We start from the raw sequence: 22,022 nt of genomic DNA, 5'->3' as shown, positions 1-22,022 counted from the left end.
TCAGTGCTTCGACAGCACCAGGCCCGCGCCGCCGAGCAACGCGATGTCGTCGGCCGGGCCGGGGTTCACCAGCACGCGCGGGGGTTCGGCGCTCCTCGCCCACGAGGAGTCCTCGCGCAGGCGCTGTTCGATGCGGGCGCGGAACGGTTCGCCACCTTCGGCCGCTTCGCCGTGGAGGACGAAGAGCCCCGGGGCGAACAGCTGCTGGATGTTGACCAGGCCGAGCGCGAGGTTGCCCGCGTACTCGTCGAGCAGCGGATCGCCGGCGAGGGCGCGGACGGTGCGCCCGGCCAGGCCGCGGCGTTCCGCTTCCTCGCGCAGCCACGGCGTGGTCGCCACGGTTTTCCAGCACCCGCGCGCGCCGCAGGTGCACGGGCGGCCGCTGGCGGCCACGGTCATGTGCGCGCCACTGCGCCCGCCGGGTGGGGCGAGCACCTCGCCGTCGTACAGCACGCCGACGCCGAGTACCTCACCCGTCGACACGGAGGCGAACGTCGTGCGGCCGGCGCCGGGGCCGAACCAGCGATCGCCCAGGACCTGCAGGCGCGCGCGGTGCTCGACGTGCACGGGTACGTGCAGCAGGTCCCCGAGCACCGCCGCGACGGGGTAGCCGTGCAGGGCCGGCACCTCGTTGAGCTCGATGATCACGCCGGCGCCGGCGTCGACGAGACCCGCGGCCGCCACCCCCACGCCGGCGGGCGGATCCGGGAAGCGCGTGGCCTCGGCCAGCGCCGCGTCGACCTCGGCCCGGTCGGCCGTACCGCGCGGGAACACGGCTTCGGCGCGCCAGAGGACGGTGCCGGACAGGTCGAGCAGCGCCGCGCGCACCCGCCCGGGCACCAGCTCGACGGCACCGAGCACGGGCGGAACGGGTTCGGGCGCTCGCACCAGCCGCAGCGCCGGTCGTTCGCCGGAACTCATGCGGTCACGATGCCACGCGAAGCGCTTCGAGGGGAGCCCACATGCCGGAACTGACGCGGATGACCTGGCGGGAGGTGCGTGCGGCCGCGCCCGCCGCGATCGCGCTGCTGCCGATCGGCTCGCAGGAGCAGCACGCGGCCCACCTGCCGATGGGCACCGACACGATGCTGGCCGAGGCCGTCGTCGACGGTGCGCTCGCCCGGCTCGACGGTGATCCGCAGGTCGTCCGGCTGCCCGCACTGCCGTACGGCCACAGCCCGCACCACCTGTTCGCCGCGGCCGTGTCGCTCTCGGCCGCCACGCTGCAAGCCGTGCTGGCCGACGCGCTCGACTCGCTCGTGCGCAGTGGTTTCCGGCGCGTGCTGATCGTCAACGGCCACGGCGGCAACGACGAGATCATGCGCCTGGCCGTGAAGCAGTACGCGCTGGAGGCCGACGTCGCGCTGGCCGCCTGCTCGTACTGGTCGCTCGGCGAAGCCGCGCCGCCGGGCCACGCGGGCCTGTTCGAGACGTCGCTGATGCTCGCCGCGAACCCGGACCTGGTGCGCGAACCCGCGCCCCGGCCCGACGTGACCCCGCCGCCGTTGTTCGACCGGCCGCCCTACCCGGGGCTCACGGTCGAACGCCACGGCGAGTGGGCCCGCGCCGGCGGCAGCACCGACGACGCCACGACGGCGACCGCCGACCGCGGCACCGACCTGCTCGACCGGCGGGTGGCGGCGCTGGCCGGGGCGATCCGCGCCTTCGACAGCGCCACCGAAGCCACCCACCACCAAGCCACGACCGAAGGGGAGGCATGAAGATCACCGAAGTCGACGTGCAGGTGGTGAACCTGCCGTTGACCAACCCGTTCACCAGCTCGTTCGAGACCAAGACGGGCGAAACCCGCACGGTGGTGCGGCTGCGCACCGACACCGGCGTCGAGGGCTGGGGTGAGACGATGTGGGGCCGTCCGGTCGCCGAGCTCACGCGGCAGCTGGGCGCCGAACTGGTGGGCCAGAGCCCGTTCGCGCTCGAGGCGTTCCACCGGCGCCACCACATGGTGCCGTTCTTCCACGGCTACCTCGGCTACGCGGCGCTGGCCGCACTCGACGTCGCGTGCTGGGACGTCATGGGCAAGGCGACGGGCCAGCGCGTGACCGACCTGCTCGGCGGCCCGGTGCGCGAGGAAGTGCCGATCACCGCGCTCGTCACCCGCGCCGACGCGCCGGGCGCGCAGGGCCGCGAGCTGGCGCAGGGGCTGGCCGAGCACGCGGCGAAAGTCGTGGCCGAGGGCGGCTTCACGGCCGTGAAGCTCAAGGGCACCACCGACGTCTTCGGCGACGTCGAGATCCTGCGCGAGCTGCGGCGCGCGCTGCCCGACGTGGAACTGCGCGTGGACCCGAACGCCGCGTGGTCCGTGCCCGATTCGATCCGCGCCGGGCTCGCGCTGGAGGAGCTCGACCTCGAGTACCTCGAAGACCCGTGCGTGGGCATCGAGGGCATGAGCCAGGTGCGCGCGAAGGTGCGGATCCCGTTGTGCACCAACATGTGCGTGGTGCGGTTCGAGGAGTTCGCGCCCGCCGTGCGGCTCGGCGCCGTCGACGTGATCCACGGTGACGTCTACAAGTGGGGCGGCATCGCGGCGACGAAGGCGCTCGCCGCGCACTGCGAGACGTTCGGGCTCGGCATGAACCTGCACAGCGGTGGCGAGCTCGGCATCGCCACGGCCGCCCACCTCGCCGTGGTGGCCAGCACGCCCGTGCTCTCGCGCGCGATCGACAGCATGTACTACCTGCACGTCGACGACATCGTCCAGCCGTTGCACCTGGCGGACGGCCGTCTGCGCGTGCCGACCGGGCCGGGCCTGGGCGTGGAGGTCGACGAGGAGAAGCTGGCCTTCTACGCCGCGAAGAACGCCAGCGAGGGTGACCTCACGGGGTGACTCCGGGCGCCCGGTGCCGGTCCAGCACGTCGTCGAGCGCGCGGGCCAGCGCGTCGGGTGACCCGCGCAGGTGGGACAGCGCCGTCCCACCCTGCTGCGCGGTCAGCAGGGTGAGGGCGAGGTCCTCGGCCGAGGTGCCGGGCGCGATCTCACCGGCGGCTCGCGCGCGCCGGACGAGCCCGGTGATCGCGTCCTGCCAGCGCTCGAACAAGCGCGCGAGCGTGGCCCGCAGTTCGGCGTCGTCGTCGACCTGGCCGACGAACGCGCCGAGCGGGCAGTTGCCGTACTGGCTTTCCCGCGCGGCGGCGAGCACTTCGTCACGCCAGCGGCGCAGGTCGGTGCACGTTTCGTCCTGAAGGGACGGTTGCGCCGCCAGCACCCGCGCCAGCTGGTGCTCCAGCACGGCGACGGCGAGGTCCTGCTTGCCGCCGAAGTAGTGGTACAGCTGCGATTTCCCGGTGCCGCTCTCGGCGAGCACGTCCTCGAGCGGCGTGCCGCCGAGACCGCGTTCGTGCATGAGCCGCGCCGCCGTGGTCACGATCTTCTCGCGGGTGCGGCGGCCGCGGGCCGTGGTCGGTTCGGGGCGCATCACGCGGGGTAGGGCTCGTAGTGGCGGGTGTCGAGCGTCGCGGGGTCGAACAGCCCGGCGATCGAGCCGATCCACCGCTCGAACAGCGGGCTCGACCGGAAGCCCTGCTCGTGCGCCTCGACCGACGTCCAGTCCACCGACACCGTGAACCGGCCCGGTTCCTCCAGACAGCGGCTGACCGAGACGGACCGGCAGTCCGGGTGCCGTCGCAGGTGGGGCACCCCGGCCGCGATGGCGCGGCCCAGTTCGTCCGCGCCGCCGGGCAGCGCGGTCAGGATCGCGAGTTCGGTGACCACCGCAGCCTCCTCAGGCGGTTTCGACGGGCAGGTCGGTGCGGGCGCTCCACTCGTTCCACGAACCGTCGTAGTTCGTGCCGAGCGGGTAGCCGGCCAGTGCGAGTCCGAAGAGGACGGACGCGGCCGCGACCCCGCCGTTGCAGTAGGCCACGACCGGTGTGCCGGAGTCGAGGCCGGCCGCGGAGAAGACGGCTTCGAGCTCGGCTGCCGCGCGCCACGTGCCGGTGGCGAGGTCCACGAGATCCTCGCGCGGGACGTTGACCGCGCCGGGGATGTGCCCGGGCCGGTTGCCGCGGCGGGCGAGCGCGCCGGAGTACTGGCCGGGGTCGCGGGCGTCGACGAGCTGGACGTCCGGTTTCCCCAGCGCGGCCAGCACCTCGTCGGCCGTGGTGCGCAGCTCCGGGCGCGGGCGCGGGGTGAACACCGCCCGCGCGGGGGCCGGCGCGGTGGTGTCCACCGGCCTGTTTTCCCGCTGCCACTGGCCGAACCCGCCGTCGAGCACGACCACGCGCGGGTGGCCGTAGTAGTGCAGCGCCCACCACAGCCGCGTAGCGAACGTCGACGCCGGATGCGTGTCGTACGCGACGACCAGGTGCTCGTCGCCGATCCCGAGTCGCGCCATCGCCTCGGCGAACCGCTGTGGTGGCGCGACCTGGACCGGCACGGCGTCGTCCGGGTCGACTATGTCGCGCGTCCAGTCGACGAACACCGCGCCCGGCACGTGGCCCCGCGCGTACTCGTCGGCGGAGCTCACGTACCCCAGCCCGGCCGGCTGCTCACCCTCGCCGGGCAGCGGCGGCACCCAGCCGCGGATGTCGACGATCCGGACGTGCGGATCGGTCAGGTGCTCCGCCAGCCACTGCGTGGTGACCAGGAAATCCGTGCGTGGCATCGCCTCAGGCCCGTCTCCCGGCGGATCCGGTGCCCGCCGTCTGTCTGTACCATATAGTACAGTTCGAGAGAGCGGGTCAGCGCAGCGCGTTGATCGTGATGGTGAGCGTGTCCGGGTCACCCGCCTGCACGGCGCCGCTGAAGTCCGGGCCGGGGGAGACGTCGTCGTACGGGAAGGCGTAACCGCGGTTGTCGGGCAGCTTGCCGTGCACGATCCGGGCGTAGTGGTTCGTCACGGCGTTCCGGTAGAACCTCGCCGGGTCTTCGCCGTCCGGCTGGTTCGGGTTGTCGAGCAACGTCGTGCGGTTCAGCGCCGCGGCGAGGCGCGGGACGAAGGCCTTGCGGGCCTGCGTGTCGCCGTCCTTCAGGGCGAACGGACCGCTGTTGCAGCTCCACACGTCCTCGGTGGCGGGCTTCGTGAAGCTCTCACCGTTGCTGAAGGTGAGTTTGCCCTCGCTGCCGACGCGCCCGGAGAACTTGCCGAGACCGGGCACCTGTGTGTCGATGGTGAGGTCGGTGCCGGCGTACTTCTCCCACACGGAACCGATGTAGTCGTCGAAGTAGCCGGCGAACCGGTCGGCGCGGTGCTCCGCGGACAGCGCGCGCAGGGGCTTGCCGTCCGGACCGGCGTCGACCAGTTCGGCCCACGGTCCGCCCTGTGCCACGAGCGCGTCGCTGATCGGGCCCAGCGAACCGGCGGGCAGCCCGGGCACGGTCTGGTCGCCCGAACCCGTCGTGGTGAGGTGCAGGCCCATCGGGATCGCGACGAAGTCGACGTAGCTGATGTTGGCGAACAGCACGTCGTCGTTGAAGGTGAACTCGCTGAACGACCAGTTCCGGTCGTGGTTGGGGTCGGCGGTGTTCGCGAAGCTCGGGTGCACCATCGCCGGGCCGGGGTTGACGAAGAAGTCGAGCTTCGCGTCGGTCACCACGTAGATCCGCGCGCCCGACATCTTCGGCACACTCACCTGCGCCAGGGATTTCACCGGGATGGCGCAGTCTTCGGCGAGCGGCGTCTGCGGCGCCGAGGGTGAGGGCGGGTAGTACGGCGTGCCGTCGGCTTTGAGGATCACGAGCCGGTTGTCCGGGGTGGTTCCCGTGACGTACGCGTAGGTCGCGCCCGAGCCGGACTTGTCGTCGAACGCGACCTGCACGGTGTCCGGAGTGGCCGCTGAGGCGATTTCTCTGCCCCACAGGGGAAAGGTCGCGGCCGCGGCGGACGCGCCGAGGAAAGCTCGCCGGGAGATCACGGAAAACGCCTCCTGTGGGGACTCGGGAGTGGCCGCCGGGCGTTCGCCGGCGACGGGTGAGGTGGCCCGGCGGGATCCGCCGCGCCCGCGACGGATCCCGCCGCGGTCAGCCGACCTGGAGGTCGATGCAGGAGTAGAACGCGTTGGCGGTGTCGGCGATGTTCCACACGGCCAGCACGGTCTGGTGGCCGGTGTGGCCGCTCAGATCCACCTGGTGGGTCACGGTTTCCGGGGGTTGCTGGTTGTGGCCGTCGAAGCTCGCGACCTTCTCGTCACCGAGGTAGTAGTCGTAGCTGGCGGTGCTGTGCCGGGCGGTGAACGTCCACGTGAACGTGGCCGTGGTGCCGACCGGCGCGGCCTGCCACCCCTTGTTGTCGTCGTTCAATTCGGCGTACTGCTCGTTGCCGCCGTCGCAGCTGTGCAGGCCCTTGGGTCCCTCCACGCTCTGCGGTTCGTACTTGATCGCGCCGCACGCCACCACGCCCTGGGCGCACTGCGCCTGCCGGCTGGCGGGGGAGTTGACGTAACCGTGCGCGCTGGCGATGCCGGCGGGGCTGACCAGGACGAGCAACGGAGCGACCGCCGCACCGGTGAGTCCGGCGATGAGCTTCCGGTTCGCTTTCATACCAGCTCCTTCGGGGAAAGCTCGCTTCCCGGACGCGGGCACGGCGAAGCAGCGCACGGGTTTCCCGTGCCGCCGGGGGAGGTGCGCGAGCGAAGGGTGATGTGGTGGTCTAGACCATAACTCCGAAGGCGAACTTGGTCAACAACTGGCAAAGAAGATCCGGAAGCCGGTGATCTGGCAACGGTGGCTCAGCGCATCGACCGGCCGGCTTCCCGCGCCGCTTCGAGGAAGGTGCGCACGGCCGGGGCGATCGCGTCGGCGTGGTAGGCGACCCCGATGGCGAGCTGGGGCCGCGGGCCGTCGATCGGCCGGTACACCACGCCGTCCCGGGCGAGGCGCTGGGTCTCCGAGGCGATGAACCCGAGGCCCAGTCCGGCGGCGACCAGCGCGATGATCGATTGCGCCGGGTGGGCTTCCAGGGCGATCTTCAGGCTGAACCCCGCCTGACGGCACAGCAGGAGCACGGTGTCGTAGAGCTGCGGGGCGATCTGGCGCGGGAAGATCACCACCTGCTCGCCCGCGAGGTCGGCCAGTTCGAGCGAGGCGCGCTCGGTCAGCGGGTGCCCCTCCGGCAGGGCGAGCTGGAACGGGGCGCGCCCGATCTCCTCCACCGCGAGGCTCGGGTCGTCCAGCGGCGGGTGCACGACACCCACGTCGAGGTCGCCCCGGCGCAGCGCGTGCTCCTGCTCCGCCGTGGTCAGCTCGCGCACCACGAGGCCGACGTTCGGCAGCCGGCGGCGGAACAGCGCGGCGATCTCCGGGTACACGACGTAGAGCGCCGGCGAGGTGACGCCGGTGGTGAGCTGCCCGACCTCGCCGCGGTCGGTGCGCAACGCGAGCGCGGCGGCGTCGTCCATCTGGCGCAGCACCTTGCGCGCTTCGCTGAGGAACACCTCCCCGGCGCGCGTCAGCGAGACCGTGCGCTTGTTCCGGTGAGCGAGGCGCACGTCCAGCGCGCGTTCGAGGCGCAGGATCTGCTGGCTCATCGCCGGCTGGCTGATGTGGCAGCGCTCCGCGGCCCGGCTGAAGTGCAGTTCTTCGGCGAGCGCCACGAAGCACTCGAGTCCGGTCCGGTCCATCACGCCAGCCAACTCTGAGAAGCAAAACAAATCAATAGATCCAGACAAAGAGTTGGACGTAATCGTCTCGGCGAACCTAGCGTGGCCTGCGCCACTCGAAGAACGGAGAGCACCGAATGCTGTTGCCGACGTCCGGCGGTCCGCCGATCCGCGTCACGTCCGTGGAGACGACCGTCGTCAACGCGGAGCTGAGGAACTGGATCCTGGTGAAGGTCCGCACGGACCAGGACGGCCTGTACGGCTGGGGCGAGGCGAGCCTCAACTGGAAGACCCGGGCCGTCACCGGGGCGATCGAGGACCTCGCGCCGCTGGTCGTCGGCCGCGACGCGCGGGACGTCGAGCAGATCGTGCGGGTGCTGACCAAACACAGCTACTACCGCCTCGGCATCATCGGCGCGACCGCGATCAGCGGCATCGAGCACGCGCTGTGGGACATCTTCGGCAAGTCGGTGGGGCTGCCGGTGTGGCGGCTGCTCGGCGGTCGGGTCCGCGATTCGGTGCGCGTCTACACCCACCTCGGGCTCGGCGACATGACCTCGGTCTACGACACCGCCGACGCCGGCGTGTTGCGCGAGAAGGCCGCCGCGGTCGTCGAGCAGGGCTACGACGCGATGAAGGTCGTCTTCATCCCCTACGGCCACCACCTGACCGTGGCGGCCGAGCGGCGGCACGTCGACAAATTGATGGCGACGCTGCGCGACACCGTCGGCCCGGACGTCGACATCATGGTCGACTTCCACGGGCGCACCGCGTCGGTCGCCGCGGCCCTGCAGTACCTCGACGTGCTGGCGCCGTACGAACCGCTCTTCTGCGAGGAACCCGTGCAGCCCGGTGACACCGCGGCGCTGCGGCAGGTCACCGAACGCTCGCGCGTGCCGATCGCCACCGGGGAACGGCTGGTGGGGCTCGGCGAGTTCCTGCCGGTGTTCGCCGCGAAGGCGGTGCACGTCGCGCAGCCCGACCTCAACCACACCGGCGGGCTGCTGGAGGGCAAGCGCATCGCGGCCGTCGCCGACACCGAACTCGTGGGCGTGGCGCCGCACAACCCCAACGGCCCGATCGCCGGTGCCGCGGCCCTGCACTTCGACGTGAGCACCCCGAACTTCGTGATCCAAGAGGAGATGAGCGGCGCGGTGAGCTGGTACGACGACGTCGTGCGCACCCCGATGACCCGGGTGGGCAGCCACTGGCAGGTGCCCGAGACACCCGGGCTGGGGGTCGAGGTCGACGAGCGGGAAGCCGCGAAGCACCCGTATCGGCCCGAGGTGCCGCACAGCAGCTCGGCCGTGCTGGCCGACGGAACGGTGGTGGACTGGTGACCGCCGTCCCGCGGACGTTCGCCCACCCCGCCGGGGTGCACAACGCCACGCCGCCCCGCGTGGTCTTCGGGCCCGGCACCTCGGCCGGCCTGCGCGACGAGGTGGCCCGGCTCGGCGCGAGCCGGGCGTTGGTCGTCACGACGCCGGGCCGCACCGAGCTCGGCGACCGGTTCGCCTCCGCGATCGGCGACCGGTGCGCGGGGCTGCTGCCCGAGGCCGTGAGCCAGGTTCCGGTCGAGCTCGTGCGCCGCGGCGCCGAGAAGGCCGCGAGCCGCGGCGCCGACTGCCTCGTCGCGGTCGGCGGCGGCGCGGCGACGGGGCTGGCGAAGGGCATCGCGTACGAGTCGGGCCTGCCGATCATCGCGATGCCCACCACCTACTCGGGTTCGGAGATGACCGGGTTCTGCGGCATGACCGCCGACGGGGTGAAGCGCATGCGGGAAAGCCTCGCGATGCGACCGTCCACAGTGGTCTACGACGCCGAGCTGTCGGTGGGGCTGCCGCCGGCGGTCAGCGCGTCGAGCGCGATGAACGCGCTGGCGCACTGCGTCGACGCGATCTCCCTGCCGAGCCTGAGCCCGCTGATCGCGCCCGCCGCGGTCGAGGGCGCCCGCGTGGTGGCGACCACGCTGCCGGCGCTGCTCGCGAACCCGGGCGACCTCGTGCTGCGATCCGAAATGCTGTACGGCGCCTACCTCTCCGGGGCCGCGCTGACCGGCGGGTTCGCGATGCAGCACGCGATCGCGCACATGCTCGGCGGCAGCTACGACGTGGAGCACGGCGTCGCCCACGCCGTGGTGCTGCCCTACGTCACCGACCACCTCGTGCGGCAAGCGCCCGGGCCGCTCGGCCGGATCGCCGCCGCGCTCGGCACGGACGAGCTCGCCGGGTACTTGTGGGACCTCGCCGTCGGCGCGGGGCTCCCGGTGCGGCTCGCCGACGTCGGCTTCGAGCCCGGCGACGAGGACCGCGCCGTCGAGATCGCGACCACCGCCGACGGCGCTCCGGCCACACCCGACACCCACGACAGCGGCCGGGCGGGCAATCCGGCGCCGGTCACCCCGGCCGCCGTGCGCGCCATCCTCCGCGCGGCGGCCGAGGGCACCAGACCGGGCGGCGCGCGATGAGGGTCCTGCTGATCGGCGAGGCCGCGGAGCACGAGGCCGACCTGCGTCCGCACCTGACGCAGCCGTGGGAGGTCGCCGGGCTGCCGTGGGCGGCCGCCGACTCGGCCGCGTTCGACGCGGAGTTCGGCCCGGACGACGTCGTCGTGTCGCTGCGGCTCTCCCGGCCGGAAGGCCAGGCGCCGCCGTTCCGGCTCCTGCACGTGCCCGGCGCGGGCCTCGACCGGATCGATTTCGCCGCGCTGGCCCCGGAAACCCAGGTGGCCAACGTGTTCGAGCACGAGACGCCGATCGCGGAGTTCGTGCTCGCCCGCCTGCTGGAGTGGGAGATCCGGGCGGCTGCGCTGCAGGCCTCGTTCGGCCCGGACGCCTGGCCGCGGCTCTACGCGCACCGCATCCCGCACGGCGAGCTGCACGGCAAGACGCTCGGCCTCGTGGGGTACGGGCGGATCGGGCGGGCCATCGCCACGCGCGCCGCCGCGTTCGGCGTCCGGGTGCTCGCGGTGGACGACCACGCCGCCGACGACGGCACCGCGCGCGTGCTGCCGACGGACCGGCTGGCGCAGGTGCAGGAAACGGCCGACTACCTCGTCCTCGCCTGCCCGCTCACCCCGGAGACCACGGGGCTCGTGGACGCGGCCGCGCTCGCCCGGATGCCCGCTCACGCCGTGCTGGTCAACATCTCCCGCGCGCAGATCGTCGACGAGGCCGCGCTGTACGAAGCGTTGGTGCAGCAGCGGATCGGCGGCGCGATCCTCGACGTCTGGTACCGCTACCCCGCTGGGGTGGCCGACGCCGTGGCGCCCGCGCGACACCCGCTGTGGGACCTGCCGAACGCCTGGTGCACGCCGCACTCCAGCGCGTGGACCACCCAGCTGCCGCGCCGCCGCTACGCGGTCATCGCGGACAACATCAACCGGCTCGCCGCAGGGGAGCCGCTGCGCCACGTCGTTCGCCCGCCGAATGGCACCGCTCAAGGAGGAGCCAGCCATGTCCCCCACCGCAACACCTGACCAGATCTGGGCCGAGTCCCGGCGCCGCCTCATCCCGGGGACGGTGATCGGGAGCCTCATCGAGTGGTACGACATCGCCGTCTACGGCCAGGCCGCGGCGCTGGTGTTCGGGACCCTGTTCTTCCCCGAGTTCTCCGACACCGCCGGGCGGGTCGCGGCGTTCGCGACGTTCGGCGTGGGCTACTTCGCCCGGCCGCTCGGCGCGATGATCTTCGGCCACGTGGGGGACAAGTACGGCCGCCGGTTCTCGCTCGTGTGCACGCTGCTGCTGATGGGCATCGCGACCGTCGTGATCGGACTGCTGCCCACCTACGGGAGCATCGGGATGCTCGCGCCCGTGCTGCTCGTGGTGTGCCGGCTGCTGCAGGGCCTCGGCGTCGGCGCCGAATACGTGGGCGCCGTGACGATGGTCGCGGAGTTCGCGCCGGCGAAAAAGCGGGGCTACTTCGCTTCGCTGCCCGCCTCGGGGGTGTTCCTCGGCATCGGCCTGGCGGCCGCGGTGAGCGCGAGCGTCGCGGCGCTGCCCGAAGACCAGCTGATGAGCTGGGGCTGGCGGGTGCCGTTCCTGCTGAGCTTCGTCGTGGTCGGCATCGGGTTGCTGATCCGCTTGCGGGTGCCCGAATCACCGGTGTTCGCGGAGCTGAAGGACGCCCGGGCGCGCACCAAGGTGCCGGCGCTCACGATGATCAAGGCGATGCCGAAACGCCTGCTGCTGGTGATGGTCGCCAACGGGGTGCTCGCGTTCAACATCTACGTGGTGCAGACGTACTCGCTGAGCTACCTGGCCGGCAAAGGTGTGGCGAAGAGCAGCGCGCTCGTGGCGCTGCTGGTCGGCTGCGCGGTCGGCGCGGCGGCGATCCCGGTGCTGGGCAAGGTTTCCGACCGCTCCGGCCGCCGGCCCGTTTACCTGGCCGTAAGCGCTTTCTGCGCCCTGGTGCCGTTCCCGTTCTTCTGGCTGCTCGACACGCGCAACGTCGGCCTGGTCGTGGTGGCCTTCGCCCTCGCGCTCGGCGGGTGCCTCGCGATGTTCGGTTCGCAGGCCGCGTTCTACGCCGAACTGTTCCCCGCCCAGTACCGCTTCAGCGGCTTCGCGCTGGGCCGCGAGATCCCCGGTGCGGTGCTGTCCGGCCCGGCCCCGGTGATCTGCGTCGGACTCGTGGCGCTCGGCGCGGGCTCACCGAACCTCGTGGCGGTGGCGATGATCGTGGTCGCCGTCGCGGGCCTGCTCGCGGTCCTGGCCCTGCCGGAAACCCGCGGCACCGACCTCGCGCCGATGGTCGAGCCGTTTCCCGCCGTGACCGAACGCGCCGGCGCCTGACGGCCTTCTCTCCCCCCCGCTCCGGGCCGGCTTCCCCCCGACCGGCTCGGAGCGGGTTCCAGTGTCACGCCTGAGAAGGTTGCCCCGACAGCAGCTCGAACGCCTCCCACATCCCGGCGTAGCGCCCGCCGCGGGTGAGGAGTTCGTCGTGGCTGCCGGTTTCGGTGATGCGGCCGCGGTCGAGCACCACGATGCGGTCGGCCGTCTGCGCGGTTTGCAGGCGGTGGGCGATGACGATCGTCGTGCGGCCGTGGGACAGGGTGCGCATCGCGTCGGCGACGTGGGCCTCGGCGGCGAGGTCGAGGTTGGAGGTCGCCTCGTCGAGCAGGAGGATCGCCGGGTCCACGAGCTGGGCGCGGGCGAGCGCGAGCAACTGGCGCTGTCCCGCCGACAGCGACCGGCCGCGTTCGGCGATCTCGTGCAGGTACCCGCCGGGCAGCGCGGCCACGAACTCGTGCGCCCCGACCGCGCGGGCGGCCGCCTCGACTTCGGCGTCGGTGGCGTCGGCCCGGCCGTAGGCGATGTTGTCGCGCACGGTTCCGGTGAACAGGAACGCCTCCTGCGGCACGTACCCGAGCGCGCGCCGGTACGCGGCGAGGTCGAGGGTGCGCAGGTCGAGGTCGTCGACGCGGACGCTGCCGTGGTCGGGGTCGTAGAAGCGGGCGAGCAGCTTCAGCACGGTCGACTTGCCCGCGCCCGTTTCGCCGACCAGGGCCACGGTCTCGCCGGCCGCGATCGTCAGGTCGATCTCGCGCAGCGCCTCCGGCGGTGTGGCGGCGACCTGGGCACCGGCGACAAGCCGCGGATCGGCCGGGCCGCGGCGTTCCGCGATCGGCCGCGGCGGCGCCGGGTAGGCGAACCGCACGCCGCTGAAGGTGATCTCGCCGCGCAGCCGCCCCGGGTCGACGGGGTCCGTGGCGGGTGGGGTGAGCGTCTCCAGCCGCATCAGGTCGGCGATGCGGCTCACCGACACGCGCGTCTGCAGCCACGAGTCGAACACCTGCGACAGCTGCTGGATGGGGGAGAAGAACAGGTCGATGTACAGGATGAACGCGATCAGCGCGCCCGGGGTCAGGTGCCCGGTGTAGATCATCCCGGCGCCGACGCCGAGCACGATCGCGTCGGCACCCGCCGAAAGGAACTGCACGAACGGGAAGTACGTGGCGGCGAGGCGCTGCGCGGAGTAGCGCGCGTCGAGGTAGTCGCGGCCGAGGCGGCGGAACCGGCGGATCGTCTCGCCCTCGTGCGCGAACGCCTGCGACTCGCGCACGCCCGAGAGGCTCTCCTGGAAGTCGGCGTTCACGATGGCCACGCGGTCGCGCGCCACGTCGTAGAGCTTCGCCGCGCGACGGCGGAAGATCACCGTGCCGATCGCCAGCGGCACCACGACGGTGAGCGTGCACAGGCCCAGCAGCGGGTTGACCACCACGAGCGTGACCCCGACTCCGGCGAAGGTGACGAAGGCGACCAGCGCCGAGAGCAGCCCGTTCTGGATGAGCGATTCGAACTGGTCGACGTCGGTGGTCATGCGCGTCATGATCCGGCCGGCCATTTCGCGCTCGTAGTAGTCGAGCGAAAGCCGTTGCAGCTGCGCCCAGATCCGGATCCGCAGCGACAGCATCACGCGTTGCGCGGTCCGGCCGGTGACGAACGTCTGGGCCACCTCGTCGAGGAACGCCACCAGCGTGATGAGCAGGAACAGCCCCGCAGCGCCGAACAGCACGGCCTGCGAGCCCTGCAGCACCCCGTCGTCGACGCCGCTCTTCACGAACACCGGCCCGATCACCGACGCGACGGCGTCGATCACCACCAGCAGGAGCCCGAACAGCAGCGGCCGGCGGAACTGGCGCAGCAGCGTGCGCAGCGAGAACGCCCGGTCCTGGCGCGCTTCGGCCGCGAGGTCCACCTTCGCGAAGTCCCGCACCGGTTTCAGCTCGTCGACGCGCGCGAGCAGCTGCGGCGTCGGCGGCAGCGCGGCGCGCCAGCTGCCGCCACCGGACCCGCCGAGCCCGCCACCGAGCCCCGGGGCGCGCGTCGCGAACCGCTGCCGGGCGCGCCGGCCGTTGCCCTGCTCGCCCCGCCACGCCGACGCCGTGGTGCCCGATTCGGTGAGCGCTTCGATGCGGTCGCCGACGCGTTCGGCGGCTTCTTCTTCGAGGCCGGTGAGCAGGGTGCGGTAGAGCGCGCTGCGGTCGAGCAGCTCCTCGTGGGTGCCCTGGTCGGCGACCACCCCGCCGTCGAGGACCACCACGCGGTCGGCCAGGTGCAGGGTCGAGCGGCGGTGGGCGACGAGCAGCGTCGTGCGCCCGGCCAGCACCTCGCGCAGGGACGCGTTGATCGACTCCTCGGTGTTGGCGTCGACGGCGCTGGTGGCGTCGTCGAGCACGAGCACCCGGGGGTCGGTGAGGATGGCGCGGGCGAGCGCGATGCGCTGGCGCTGCCCGCCCGAGAGCGACAGCCCGCGTTCGCCGACCACGGTCTCGTAACCCCGCGGCAGGGCGCGGATGAAGCCGTCGGCCTCGGCGACCTTGGCCGCGGCCAGGATCTCCTCGTCGGTGGCGCCGGGCCGGCCGTAGGCGATGTTGGCGCGGATGGTGTCGGAGAACAGGAAGCTCTCTTCGAACACCACGCCGACCTGCGAGCGCAGCGACCGCAGGCGCACCGTGCGCAGGTCGTGCCCGTCGAGCAGCACGGCGCCGGCGTCCGGGTCGTGGAAGCGCGAGACGAGCGTGGTCGCGGTGGTCTTGCCACTGCCGCTGGGACCGATGAGCGCGACGCGTTCGCCCGCGGCGATCTGCAGGTCGAAACCGCGCAGCAGCGGCGCGTCCGCCGAGTATCCGAAGTGGACGTCCTTGAAGGTCAGCTCACCGCGCGCCGGGGGCAGGTCGACGGCGTCGGGCGCGTCGGCGATGGCGGGCTCGAGGTCGAGCAGCTGGAAGATCCGCTCCACGCCCGCGCGGGCCTGCTGGCCGATCGCGAGGACACCGGCGAGCTGACGCGCGGGGGCCATGAGCTGGCCGACGTAGGTGGAGAACGCGAGGAACGTGCCGAGGCTGAGCCCGTGGTGCAGCGCGAGCCAGCCGCCGAGCACGAGGATCGCGACCTGGCCCAGCGCGGGGATCGCCTGCAGCAGCGGCTGGTAGCGCGACTGCAGCCGCACGGCCCGCAGCTGCCGGCCGTAGAGGTCGCCCGCGGTGTCGGCCAGCCGCGTGAGCTCGCGGCCCTCCTGTCCGAAGGCCTTGACCACGCGCACGCCGTTGACGTCCTCGTCGACGATCTGCACCACGTCGCCTTCGCGCTGCTGCGCGTCCCAGGTGGCGGGGAAGATGCGGCGGCGCATCCGGTACGACACGGCGAGCAGGCCGGGCACCACGACGAGGCTGACGAGCGCGAGCACCGGCGACAGCACCAGCATCACGCCGAGCGAGAGCAGGACCAGCAGGATGTTGCCGCTCATGATGGGCAGCAGGCTGAGCAGGCCCTGCACGAGGGCGGAATCGGACGTCGCGCGGGAGACGACCTGACCCGTCGGCATGCGGTCGAGGGCGGCGAAGTCGAGGCGCTGCAGGTGCGCCTGGATGTCGTTGCGCAGGTCGTACTGCACCGCGAGCGCGACCCGGCCGCCCCGGTAGCGGCGCTGGTAGGCGAACAGGAACGCCGCGGCCGACAGCACGAGCAACGCGACGAGCCACGGCCACAACGACGCCGACCGGCTGAGGATCACCCCGTCGACGATCTGGCGTTCGAGCAGCGGCACCACGGTCTGGCACGCGCTGCCGAGCACGGCCGCGCCGAACGCGATCAGCAGCTCCCGGCGGTGCCGGAGGACGTAACCGCCGAGGCGGCGCAGCCAGCGCGACTTCTCTTCGTCGGCGGACGGCTGCTTGGCCGAACTGTGGGGTCGGTCCTGGGTTGCCGGGCCGGGTGGTGTGAGTTCCCCGGCGGAGCGCTGCTCGCCGCGGGGCCGCTCGCTGTCTCGGTGGCGTGGCCGGGTTGCGGAGCCGGCCGGTGCGGAGGTCCCGCCGGACTGCTGCTCGGCGGCGGCGGCGCGGCGGCGCTGGTCCCTGTTCGCGGCGGCCGCCTCGGTTTCGCCGTCTCCCGAAGTGTGCTGCTGTTCGCCGGCGGTCACTGGGTTTCGGCCATCCGTTCCGCCATGACCTCGTCGATGGCCGTGTCGAGCCAGCCCAGGGCTTCGAGGACGCGCTCGGCGTCGGGGGTGCGGGCGACCAGCGCCGTGATCCGCGCGATCATCTCGGCCTCCGTCGCGGCCAGCAGGCGTTCGCCTTCCGGTGCGAGGGAAAGCGCGGTGGCGCGGTGGTCGGCGTCGACGCCGCCGCGGACGACGAGGCCGCGTTTGGTGAGGGCGTCGACCGCGGCGCTGATGGCCGGGCGGCCGAGCGCGAGCCGCCGCGCGACCCGCGAGGCGCGTTCGTCGCCCGACGCGATCGCGGACAGCACGCGGTAGTGCGCGAGGTTCAGTTCACCCGACGAGCGCTCCAGCAGCCGCGAGGCGCGGGCGAGCGCGCGGACCGCGCCGAGCGCGGACTGCTCGCGGGATTCTCCGGAAGGGGGCATGATCCGACTGTAACCCCTGTTTGTTCGATCGTCGAACTAGTGTGGTTCGGCGAACCGAACATGATTCGGTAATCTGGCGGCGACCGGACTGGGTCGACAACGGAGTGCACCGTTCGCGGGCGTCGCGAGCAGAACGAGGTTCGGAGGTAGCGTGAGCTTCAACCTGGCCACGATCCTGCGGGAGTCCGCTCTCGCCCAGCCGGAAAAGGACTTTCTCCGTTTTCCGGGCGGAATCCACTCCTACGCCGAGGTCGACGAGTTGTCCGGCCGCGTCGCGACCGCGTTGCGGCAGCGCGGACTGGCCCCGGGTGACAAGGTCGCGGTGCAGCTGCCGAACGGGCCCGAGTTCGTGTTCGCGTACTTCGGGATCCTCAAGGCCGGCCTCGTGATGGTGCCGCTGAACCCGCTGCTCAAGGCCGGCGAGATCGCTTATCACCTCACCGATTCCGACGCGCGGCTGCTCATCGCGGGCGCCGCCGTGGTGGACGAAGCGGCCAAAGCGCTCACCGAGGTCCCTTCCGCGTCCGCAGTTGTCGTCGGTGACCTCGACGGCTGGCCCGCCGGTTCGGCGCCGTTCACGCAGCTGCTCGACGCGCGCGACGACGGCGACCTGTACCCGGGTGCGGCCGACGACACCGCCGTGCTGCTTTACACCAGCGGGACCACCGGTCGTCCGAAAGGTGCCGAGCTGTCCCATTTCTCGCTGTACATGACGTGCACGATCGGCGGTCAGACCTTCGGTGCGGAACCCGACGACGTGGTGCTCGCCGTGCTGCCGTTCTTCCACGTCTACGGCCTCTCCAGCATCCTCAACTCCGCCGCCCGCCACAGCCGCACGGTGTCGGTCGTGCCGAGGTTCGAACCGCAGGCCGTGCTGGCGGCGATCGAGCGCGACCGCGTGACGATCATGGCCGGCGTGCCCACGATGTACCACGCGCTGGCGGTCGCGGACAGCTCCGGCTACGACACCAGCAGCCTGCGCATCGGCAGCTCCGGCGGGGCCGCGATCCCGGAGCAGGTGCTGCGGACGTTCGAGGAGAAGTACGGAATCCCGGTACTGGAGGGCTACGGCCTCTCGGAGTCGGCGTCGACGACCACCGTGAACCCGGGCGCCGCGAACCGCAAGGTGCTCTCCATCGGCAAGCCGATCTGGGGTGTGCAGCTGCGCATCGTCGACGGCGCCGACCGGCCGCTGCCGCCCGGTCCGGACCACGTCGGCGAGATCGTGCTGCGCGGGCACAACATCACCAAGGGCTACTACAAGCGCCCCGCCGAAACCGCCGAAGCCTTCCGCGGCGGCTGGTTCCACACCGGCGACCTCGGCTACGTCGACGACGACGGCTTCGTGTTCGTCGTCGACCGCAAGAAGGACCTCGTCATCCGCGGCGGCTACAACGTCTACCCGCGCGAGGTCGAGGAACTCCTCTACCGCCACCCCGCGATCGCCGAGGCGGCTGTGATCGGCGAACCGGACGACCGGCTGGGCGAGGAGATCGTCGCGGTGGTCTCGCTGAAACCGGGCGCCGCGGCGGACCCCGGGGAGATCGTCGCGTGGGCCAAGGAACGGATCGCGGCGTACAAGTACCCGCGCCGTGTGCGGATCGTTCCGGAGCTGCCGAAGGGGCCGACGGGGAAGATCACGAAGCTGCCGTTGCGGGGGCAGTGAGCGTCCACTGTGGTCAGTGCTGGCCGCCGTGTGAGACTCGGGTCCGAGGCGCCCTGTGTGATGTCGCGGACCGGTTTCAAGATTTCGTGGTCGAGACCTTGCGGGTCGGGCTGCCGCTCGTTCCGGGGGCGTCGCGGCCGGCGCGGGCGGGGCTGGACGGTGGTGTCGCGACCTGGCGTGACGGCGAGACCGGCCGGCGGTGTGCGGTCGGCTGCTACGAGCGGGCCCTGCGGGGCGCCTGACCGTCTACTGTGGCCGGTCAGGCGAAGGTGAAGTCGTACGCCTGGAGGCCGGGCGTGAATGACAGGGTCACCTGCGAATGCCGGGAAACCGGGCCGGCAAGGAGGGTGTACAGCTTCGGCACCCCTGAGGCTTCCACGGTGGTGCGGGTGCCGTCGACGTCGACGGTGATCGTGCCGGTGCCGCCGAGGACGAGGTGGACGGCGCGGGCGTGGAAGTCCAGGCGCAGGCGCGCGGCGGGGCCGGCGGTGAGGTGTTCGGGTGCGGCCGTCCACGTGCCGTCGAGGGCGAAGGTGTCGGCGGCGACCGCGGCGGGGAAGTGCAGCTCGCGGGAGCGGCCCAGCGGTGGCAGGTCGCCGGTGCTGTCGAGGGGCGCGTTCTTCGGCCCGAGGTAGGTCTCGGGCGTGGTGGACTCCGTCGGGGTCGTGTCGGGGACGTCGGCGGGTGCGGGCAGCGGGCCGGAGCCGGCCTCGGTGAGCAGCTGCCGCAGCTGCTGCTCGGTGTCGGCGTAGGAGCCTTCGCCGAAGTGGGAGCCGCGGATCTGGCCCGACGCGTCGACGACGTAGGACGCGGGCCAGTACTCGTTGCCGTAGGCCTGCCAGGTGGCGTAGTCGTTGTCGATGGCCACGGGGTAGTCGACGCCCAGGGCCCTGGCCTGGTCGGCGACGTTCGCGGGCTCGTGCTCGAACGCGAACTCCGGGGTGTGCACACCGAGCACGACGAGTCCGGAGCCGCGGTAGGTGTCGTACCAGCTCTCGTAGTGGGGCAGGGCGCGGCGGCAGTTCACGCAGCTGTAGGTCCAGAACGTGACCAGCACGACCTTCCCGCGCAGGCCCGCGATCGTCAGCGGCCGGCCGCCGGGGGTGTTGAGCCACGCGGTGATGCCGGCCGGCTCGGGTGCCGCCGTGAGCTGCCGCAGGTTCGCCGACGCGCCGCTCTCGAACTTCTGCTGCAGCGCCGCCGTGTAGTCCGGCACGCTGCGCTGCAGCCCGGCGGTGAGGTCGAACGCCGTCGCGGCCGCCAGCGCGAGCAGCACGACGCCGGTGGTCACGCGGATCGCGCGGGCCCGGGCGCGCAGGAACCGCACCCGGCGCGTCAGCTGGTCGCCCGCCAGGGCGAGCACGAGCAGCGGGATCCCGGCGCCGGCGCCGAACGCCGCCGTCAGGGCCAGCGCGCCGAACCCGATCTGGTGCGTCGCACCGAGCACGGCGATGGTCGCCAGCACGGGGCCCGCGCACGGCACGTAGACGAGGCCGAGCGCGAGTCCGACGGCGAACCCGGTGCCGTCCGGGCCGGCCGCGTGCCCGCGCAGCCGCGCGAACGGCCGGTCCAGCAGCTCACCGACCCGCGGCACGAGCAAGCCGACGCCGAGCAGGGCCAGTACGGCGATGCCGGCGTCGCGCACCAAGTCCTGGGGTAGGTGGAACGCGCTCAGCAGCAGCGAGCCGAACAGCGTCGCGACGCTGAAGCTCAGCACGAGCCCCGCGACCACCCGAACCGGCCGCCGGGTCCCGGCCGTCAGCACGACCGGCAGCACCGGTAGCACGCACGGCGAAATGCTCGTGACCACGCCCGCGAGCAGGCCGGCCAGTACCAGAGTGAGCATGGAATTCTCCCCGTGCGATCAAATCCGAGTGCGGGGAGCTTAGCGCGCCGACGCTCCTGTTCGTAACCTCTTTGAGCGGTTACGAATTTATTGCGACGCGCGGCACGAAAACGGCCGGCGAAGGCGAGCCTTCGCCGGCCGGTGCCGGGGGAGCGGTCAGGCTTGGCGGGCCGGGGCCAGGGGTGGGTTGCCGCGCTGGCGCGCGCGGTAGGCGGCGGCCTTCATCTTGTTGCCGCAGGTCGCCATGGCGCACCACTCGCGGCGGGAGCCGCGGGAGTGGTCGAGGTAGATCTGGGTGCACTCGGGGCGGCCGCACTCCTTGAGCAGGTCCGCGTCGGGTCCACCGAGGATCTCGACGGCGGCGCGGGCCACGGACGACAGCGCTTGCGCGGGCGTGGCCTCCAGCTGGCGGCCGTCCACCGACAGCTGGGGGACCACCGGTGGCCGCGCGGCGAACTCGTTGACCACGCCGATGGCGCCGAGGTCGGCGTCGTGGTGGGTGAGCCGGGCCGCGACCAGCGCGTAGATCGCTTCGCGCAGCTCGATGGCGGCGGCGACGTCGGAGAGCCGGCTGCCCGGGTCGGTGTCGGTGACGCCGGACTCGCGGAACCACGCGTCGAGGCTGCCGGGTGAGCCCAGCTTCTCCAGGGGTTCGGCGTTGCGGCGGGCGCGCAGGGTCCCGACGAAGTCGAGCGCCGGGTTCCCGCAGGGGAAGGCGTGTTCCATGGACACCAGTCTGACAGGTGACGAATCAGTGCGCAACAAACCTAACCACCATAAATTTTTTGCCCGGTGGAATTAGTAACCTTCTTGACTGGTGACGAATGGGCGTGCGAGAGTTTCGGCATCGACGCCGGAGGCCCCGGGAAACGGCGGCCCCGCAATTCCCGAAAGGTCTCACTCCGATGGATCCGACCGTCACGTTGCTGCTCGTCCTGCGGAACCTGCTCGTCACGATGGGTGCCCTCACCGGCGCCACGGTCGTGCTCCCGGGCCTGGCGGCGGGGGAGCACTGGTGATCACCCCCGGCCAGTACCTGCACGTCGCCACCCGCGCCCTCGCCGGCATGGCGGCCATCGTCGAGCAGCTCGGCGACGACCTGGCCGGCGTCCGCCTCGACGTGCCGGGCGCCAACACCCCGTACGCCGTGCTCAACCACTGCCTCGGCGCCACCGCCTACTGGGCCGGCGAAGTCGTCTCCGGCCGCCCGGCCCACCGCGACCGCGACGCCGAGTTCACCGCGTGCGGCCCCGTCGCTCCGCTGCTGGTTCGCAAGACCGTGGACCAGCTGAAGAAGGACGTCGGCCGCGCCGATCCGCAGGCGCCGGTCCCGGCCGCGCTCGCGGGCCTCGGCGACCCGCTCGACGCCGGCGGCGCGCTGCTGCACCTGTGCGCCGACCTCGTCCAGCACCACGGCCAGCTCGAAATCCTGCGCGACGTCCTGCTGGCCCGAGCCCGCACCGCCGCCTGAGAAACCCCGAAGTTCTGTCGTGAAAGGACTTCCCAATGGGGATTGTCAAGTCACGCTGCTGCTGGGATCGGGGGTGAGGCGTGGTAGTTGGCGTTGTCGCGGAGCATGGCCCACA

General features: G+C 72.2%; 19 protein-coding genes. 8 read left to right on the top strand and 11 right to left on the bottom strand.

Going from position 1 to position 22,022, the window contains the following annotated elements:
* A complete protein-coding gene (locus ACIA77_RS47260; RefSeq protein WP_395892754.1) occupies positions 1-921 on the bottom strand; it encodes an ROK family protein in 921 nt (306 codons plus the stop codon).
* Positions 922-962: 41 nt separating this feature from the next.
* Between ACIA77_RS47260 and ACIA77_RS47255 the strand changes: the two genes are divergently transcribed.
* Positions 963-1,721: a creatininase family protein gene (locus tag ACIA77_RS47255; protein WP_395892753.1), complete on the top strand. Its 759-nt coding sequence runs from the start codon at positions 963-965 to the stop codon at positions 1,719-1,721.
* The gene (locus ACIA77_RS47250) at positions 1,718-2,845 is read left to right on the top strand and encodes a mandelate racemase/muconate lactonizing enzyme family protein (protein ID WP_395892752.1); all 1,128 of its coding nucleotides are present in this window, start codon (positions 1,718-1,720) and stop codon (positions 2,843-2,845) included. The genes ACIA77_RS47255 and ACIA77_RS47250 overlap by 4 nt, the downstream gene beginning before the upstream one ends.
* Here ACIA77_RS47250 and ACIA77_RS47245 read toward each other — a convergent pair.
* From ACIA77_RS47245 to ACIA77_RS47220, 6 genes are all read right to left on the bottom strand, one after another.
* A complete protein-coding gene (locus ACIA77_RS47245) occupies positions 2,835-3,434 on the bottom strand; it encodes a TetR family transcriptional regulator C-terminal domain-containing protein (protein ID WP_395892796.1) in 600 nt (199 codons plus the stop codon). The genes ACIA77_RS47250 and ACIA77_RS47245 overlap by 11 nt on opposite strands.
* Positions 3,434-3,730: a putative quinol monooxygenase gene (locus ACIA77_RS47240; protein WP_395892751.1), complete on the bottom strand. Its 297-nt coding sequence runs from the start codon at positions 3,728-3,730 to the stop codon at positions 3,434-3,436. The genes ACIA77_RS47245 and ACIA77_RS47240 overlap by 1 nt, the downstream gene beginning before the upstream one ends.
* A gap of 10 nt (positions 3,731-3,740) precedes the next feature.
* Positions 3,741-4,622 (bottom strand): sulfurtransferase, encoded by an 882-nt coding sequence (locus tag ACIA77_RS47235; protein WP_395892750.1) that lies wholly within the window; start codon positions 4,620-4,622, stop codon positions 3,741-3,743.
* Between the two features lie 76 nt (positions 4,623-4,698).
* Positions 4,699-5,871 carry a glycoside hydrolase family 64 protein gene (locus tag ACIA77_RS47230; RefSeq protein WP_395892749.1) on the bottom strand — a complete coding sequence of 391 codons (1,173 nt, stop codon included), beginning with the start codon at positions 5,869-5,871 and terminating at the stop codon, positions 4,699-4,701.
* 106 nt (positions 5,872-5,977) lie between these two features.
* Positions 5,978-6,496 (bottom strand): lytic polysaccharide monooxygenase auxiliary activity family 9 protein, encoded by a 519-nt coding sequence (locus ACIA77_RS47225; protein ID WP_395892748.1) that lies wholly within the window; start codon positions 6,494-6,496, stop codon positions 5,978-5,980.
* A 188-nt stretch (positions 6,497-6,684) separates the two neighbouring features.
* The gene (locus tag ACIA77_RS47220) at positions 6,685-7,575 is read right to left on the bottom strand and encodes a LysR family transcriptional regulator (RefSeq protein ID WP_395892747.1); all 891 of its coding nucleotides are present in this window, start codon (positions 7,573-7,575) and stop codon (positions 6,685-6,687) included.
* A gap of 116 nt (positions 7,576-7,691) precedes the next feature.
* On the opposite strand from ACIA77_RS47220, the gene ACIA77_RS47215 reads away from it, so the two are divergent.
* Genes ACIA77_RS47215 through ACIA77_RS47200 form a run of 4 tightly spaced genes read left to right on the top strand, consistent with a single transcriptional unit; the run spans position 7,692 to position 12,349 of the window.
* Positions 7,692-8,894, top strand: coding sequence for an enolase C-terminal domain-like protein (locus ACIA77_RS47215; protein ID WP_395892746.1), 1,203 nt, complete (start codon positions 7,692-7,694; stop codon positions 8,892-8,894).
* On the top strand, positions 8,891-10,021 hold the full coding sequence (locus tag ACIA77_RS47210; RefSeq protein ID WP_395892745.1) for a maleylacetate reductase: 1,131 nt from the start codon (positions 8,891-8,893) through the stop codon (positions 10,019-10,021). The genes ACIA77_RS47215 and ACIA77_RS47210 overlap by 4 nt, the downstream gene beginning before the upstream one ends.
* The gene (locus ACIA77_RS47205) at positions 10,018-11,031 is read left to right on the top strand and encodes a 2-hydroxyacid dehydrogenase (RefSeq protein WP_395892744.1); all 1,014 of its coding nucleotides are present in this window, start codon (positions 10,018-10,020) and stop codon (positions 11,029-11,031) included. The genes ACIA77_RS47210 and ACIA77_RS47205 overlap by 4 nt, the downstream gene beginning before the upstream one ends.
* The gene (locus ACIA77_RS47200) at positions 11,009-12,349 is read left to right on the top strand and encodes an MFS transporter (protein WP_395892743.1); all 1,341 of its coding nucleotides are present in this window, start codon (positions 11,009-11,011) and stop codon (positions 12,347-12,349) included. The genes ACIA77_RS47205 and ACIA77_RS47200 overlap by 23 nt, the downstream gene beginning before the upstream one ends.
* 64 nt (positions 12,350-12,413) lie before the next feature.
* On the opposite strand, the gene ACIA77_RS47195 is transcribed toward ACIA77_RS47200, so the two are convergent.
* Together ACIA77_RS47195 and ACIA77_RS47190 are read right to left on the bottom strand one after the other, a co-directional pair.
* Entirely contained in the window at positions 12,414-16,478 is a 4,065-nt protein-coding gene (locus tag ACIA77_RS47195; RefSeq protein WP_395892742.1) for an ABC transporter ATP-binding protein, read from the bottom strand.
* A complete protein-coding gene (locus ACIA77_RS47190; protein WP_395892741.1) occupies positions 16,475-16,924 on the bottom strand; it encodes a MarR family winged helix-turn-helix transcriptional regulator in 450 nt (149 codons plus the stop codon). The genes ACIA77_RS47195 and ACIA77_RS47190 overlap by 4 nt, the downstream gene beginning before the upstream one ends.
* Positions 16,925-17,075: 151 nt before the next feature.
* Here ACIA77_RS47190 and ACIA77_RS47185 point away from each other — a divergent pair, with 151 nt between their 5' ends.
* Positions 17,076-18,590 (top strand): long-chain fatty acid--CoA ligase, encoded by a 1,515-nt coding sequence (locus ACIA77_RS47185; protein ID WP_395892740.1) that lies wholly within the window; start codon positions 17,076-17,078, stop codon positions 18,588-18,590.
* Positions 18,591-18,849: 259 nt separating this feature from the next.
* Here ACIA77_RS47185 and ACIA77_RS47180 read toward each other — a convergent pair whose 3' ends face one another.
* Both ACIA77_RS47180 and ACIA77_RS47175 read right to left on the bottom strand, forming a co-directional pair.
* Positions 18,850-20,436, bottom strand: a complete 1,587-nt coding sequence (locus tag ACIA77_RS47180; RefSeq protein WP_395892739.1) for a cytochrome c biogenesis protein DipZ — start codon at positions 20,434-20,436, stop codon at positions 18,850-18,852.
* 156 nt (positions 20,437-20,592) lie between these two features.
* The gene (locus ACIA77_RS47175; protein ID WP_395892738.1) at positions 20,593-21,162 is read right to left on the bottom strand and encodes a CGNR zinc finger domain-containing protein; all 570 of its coding nucleotides are present in this window, start codon (positions 21,160-21,162) and stop codon (positions 20,593-20,595) included.
* 289 nt (positions 21,163-21,451) lie between these two features.
* Here ACIA77_RS47175 and ACIA77_RS47170 point away from each other — a divergent pair, with 289 nt between their 5' ends.
* Positions 21,452-21,907: a DUF664 domain-containing protein gene (locus ACIA77_RS47170; RefSeq protein ID WP_395892737.1), complete on the top strand. Its 456-nt coding sequence runs from the start codon at positions 21,452-21,454 to the stop codon at positions 21,905-21,907.
* Positions 21,908-22,022 lie beyond the last annotated feature (115 nt).

Origin of the sequence: Amycolatopsis sp. NPDC051903 (assembly GCF_044452505.1) — a bacterium.
In the GTDB taxonomy this organism is placed as follows: domain Bacteria; phylum Actinomycetota; class Actinomycetes; order Mycobacteriales; family Pseudonocardiaceae; genus Amycolatopsis.
The sequence above is the reverse complement of the archived record's forward strand: the minus strand, read 5'-3'. Positions and strand labels throughout refer to the sequence as shown.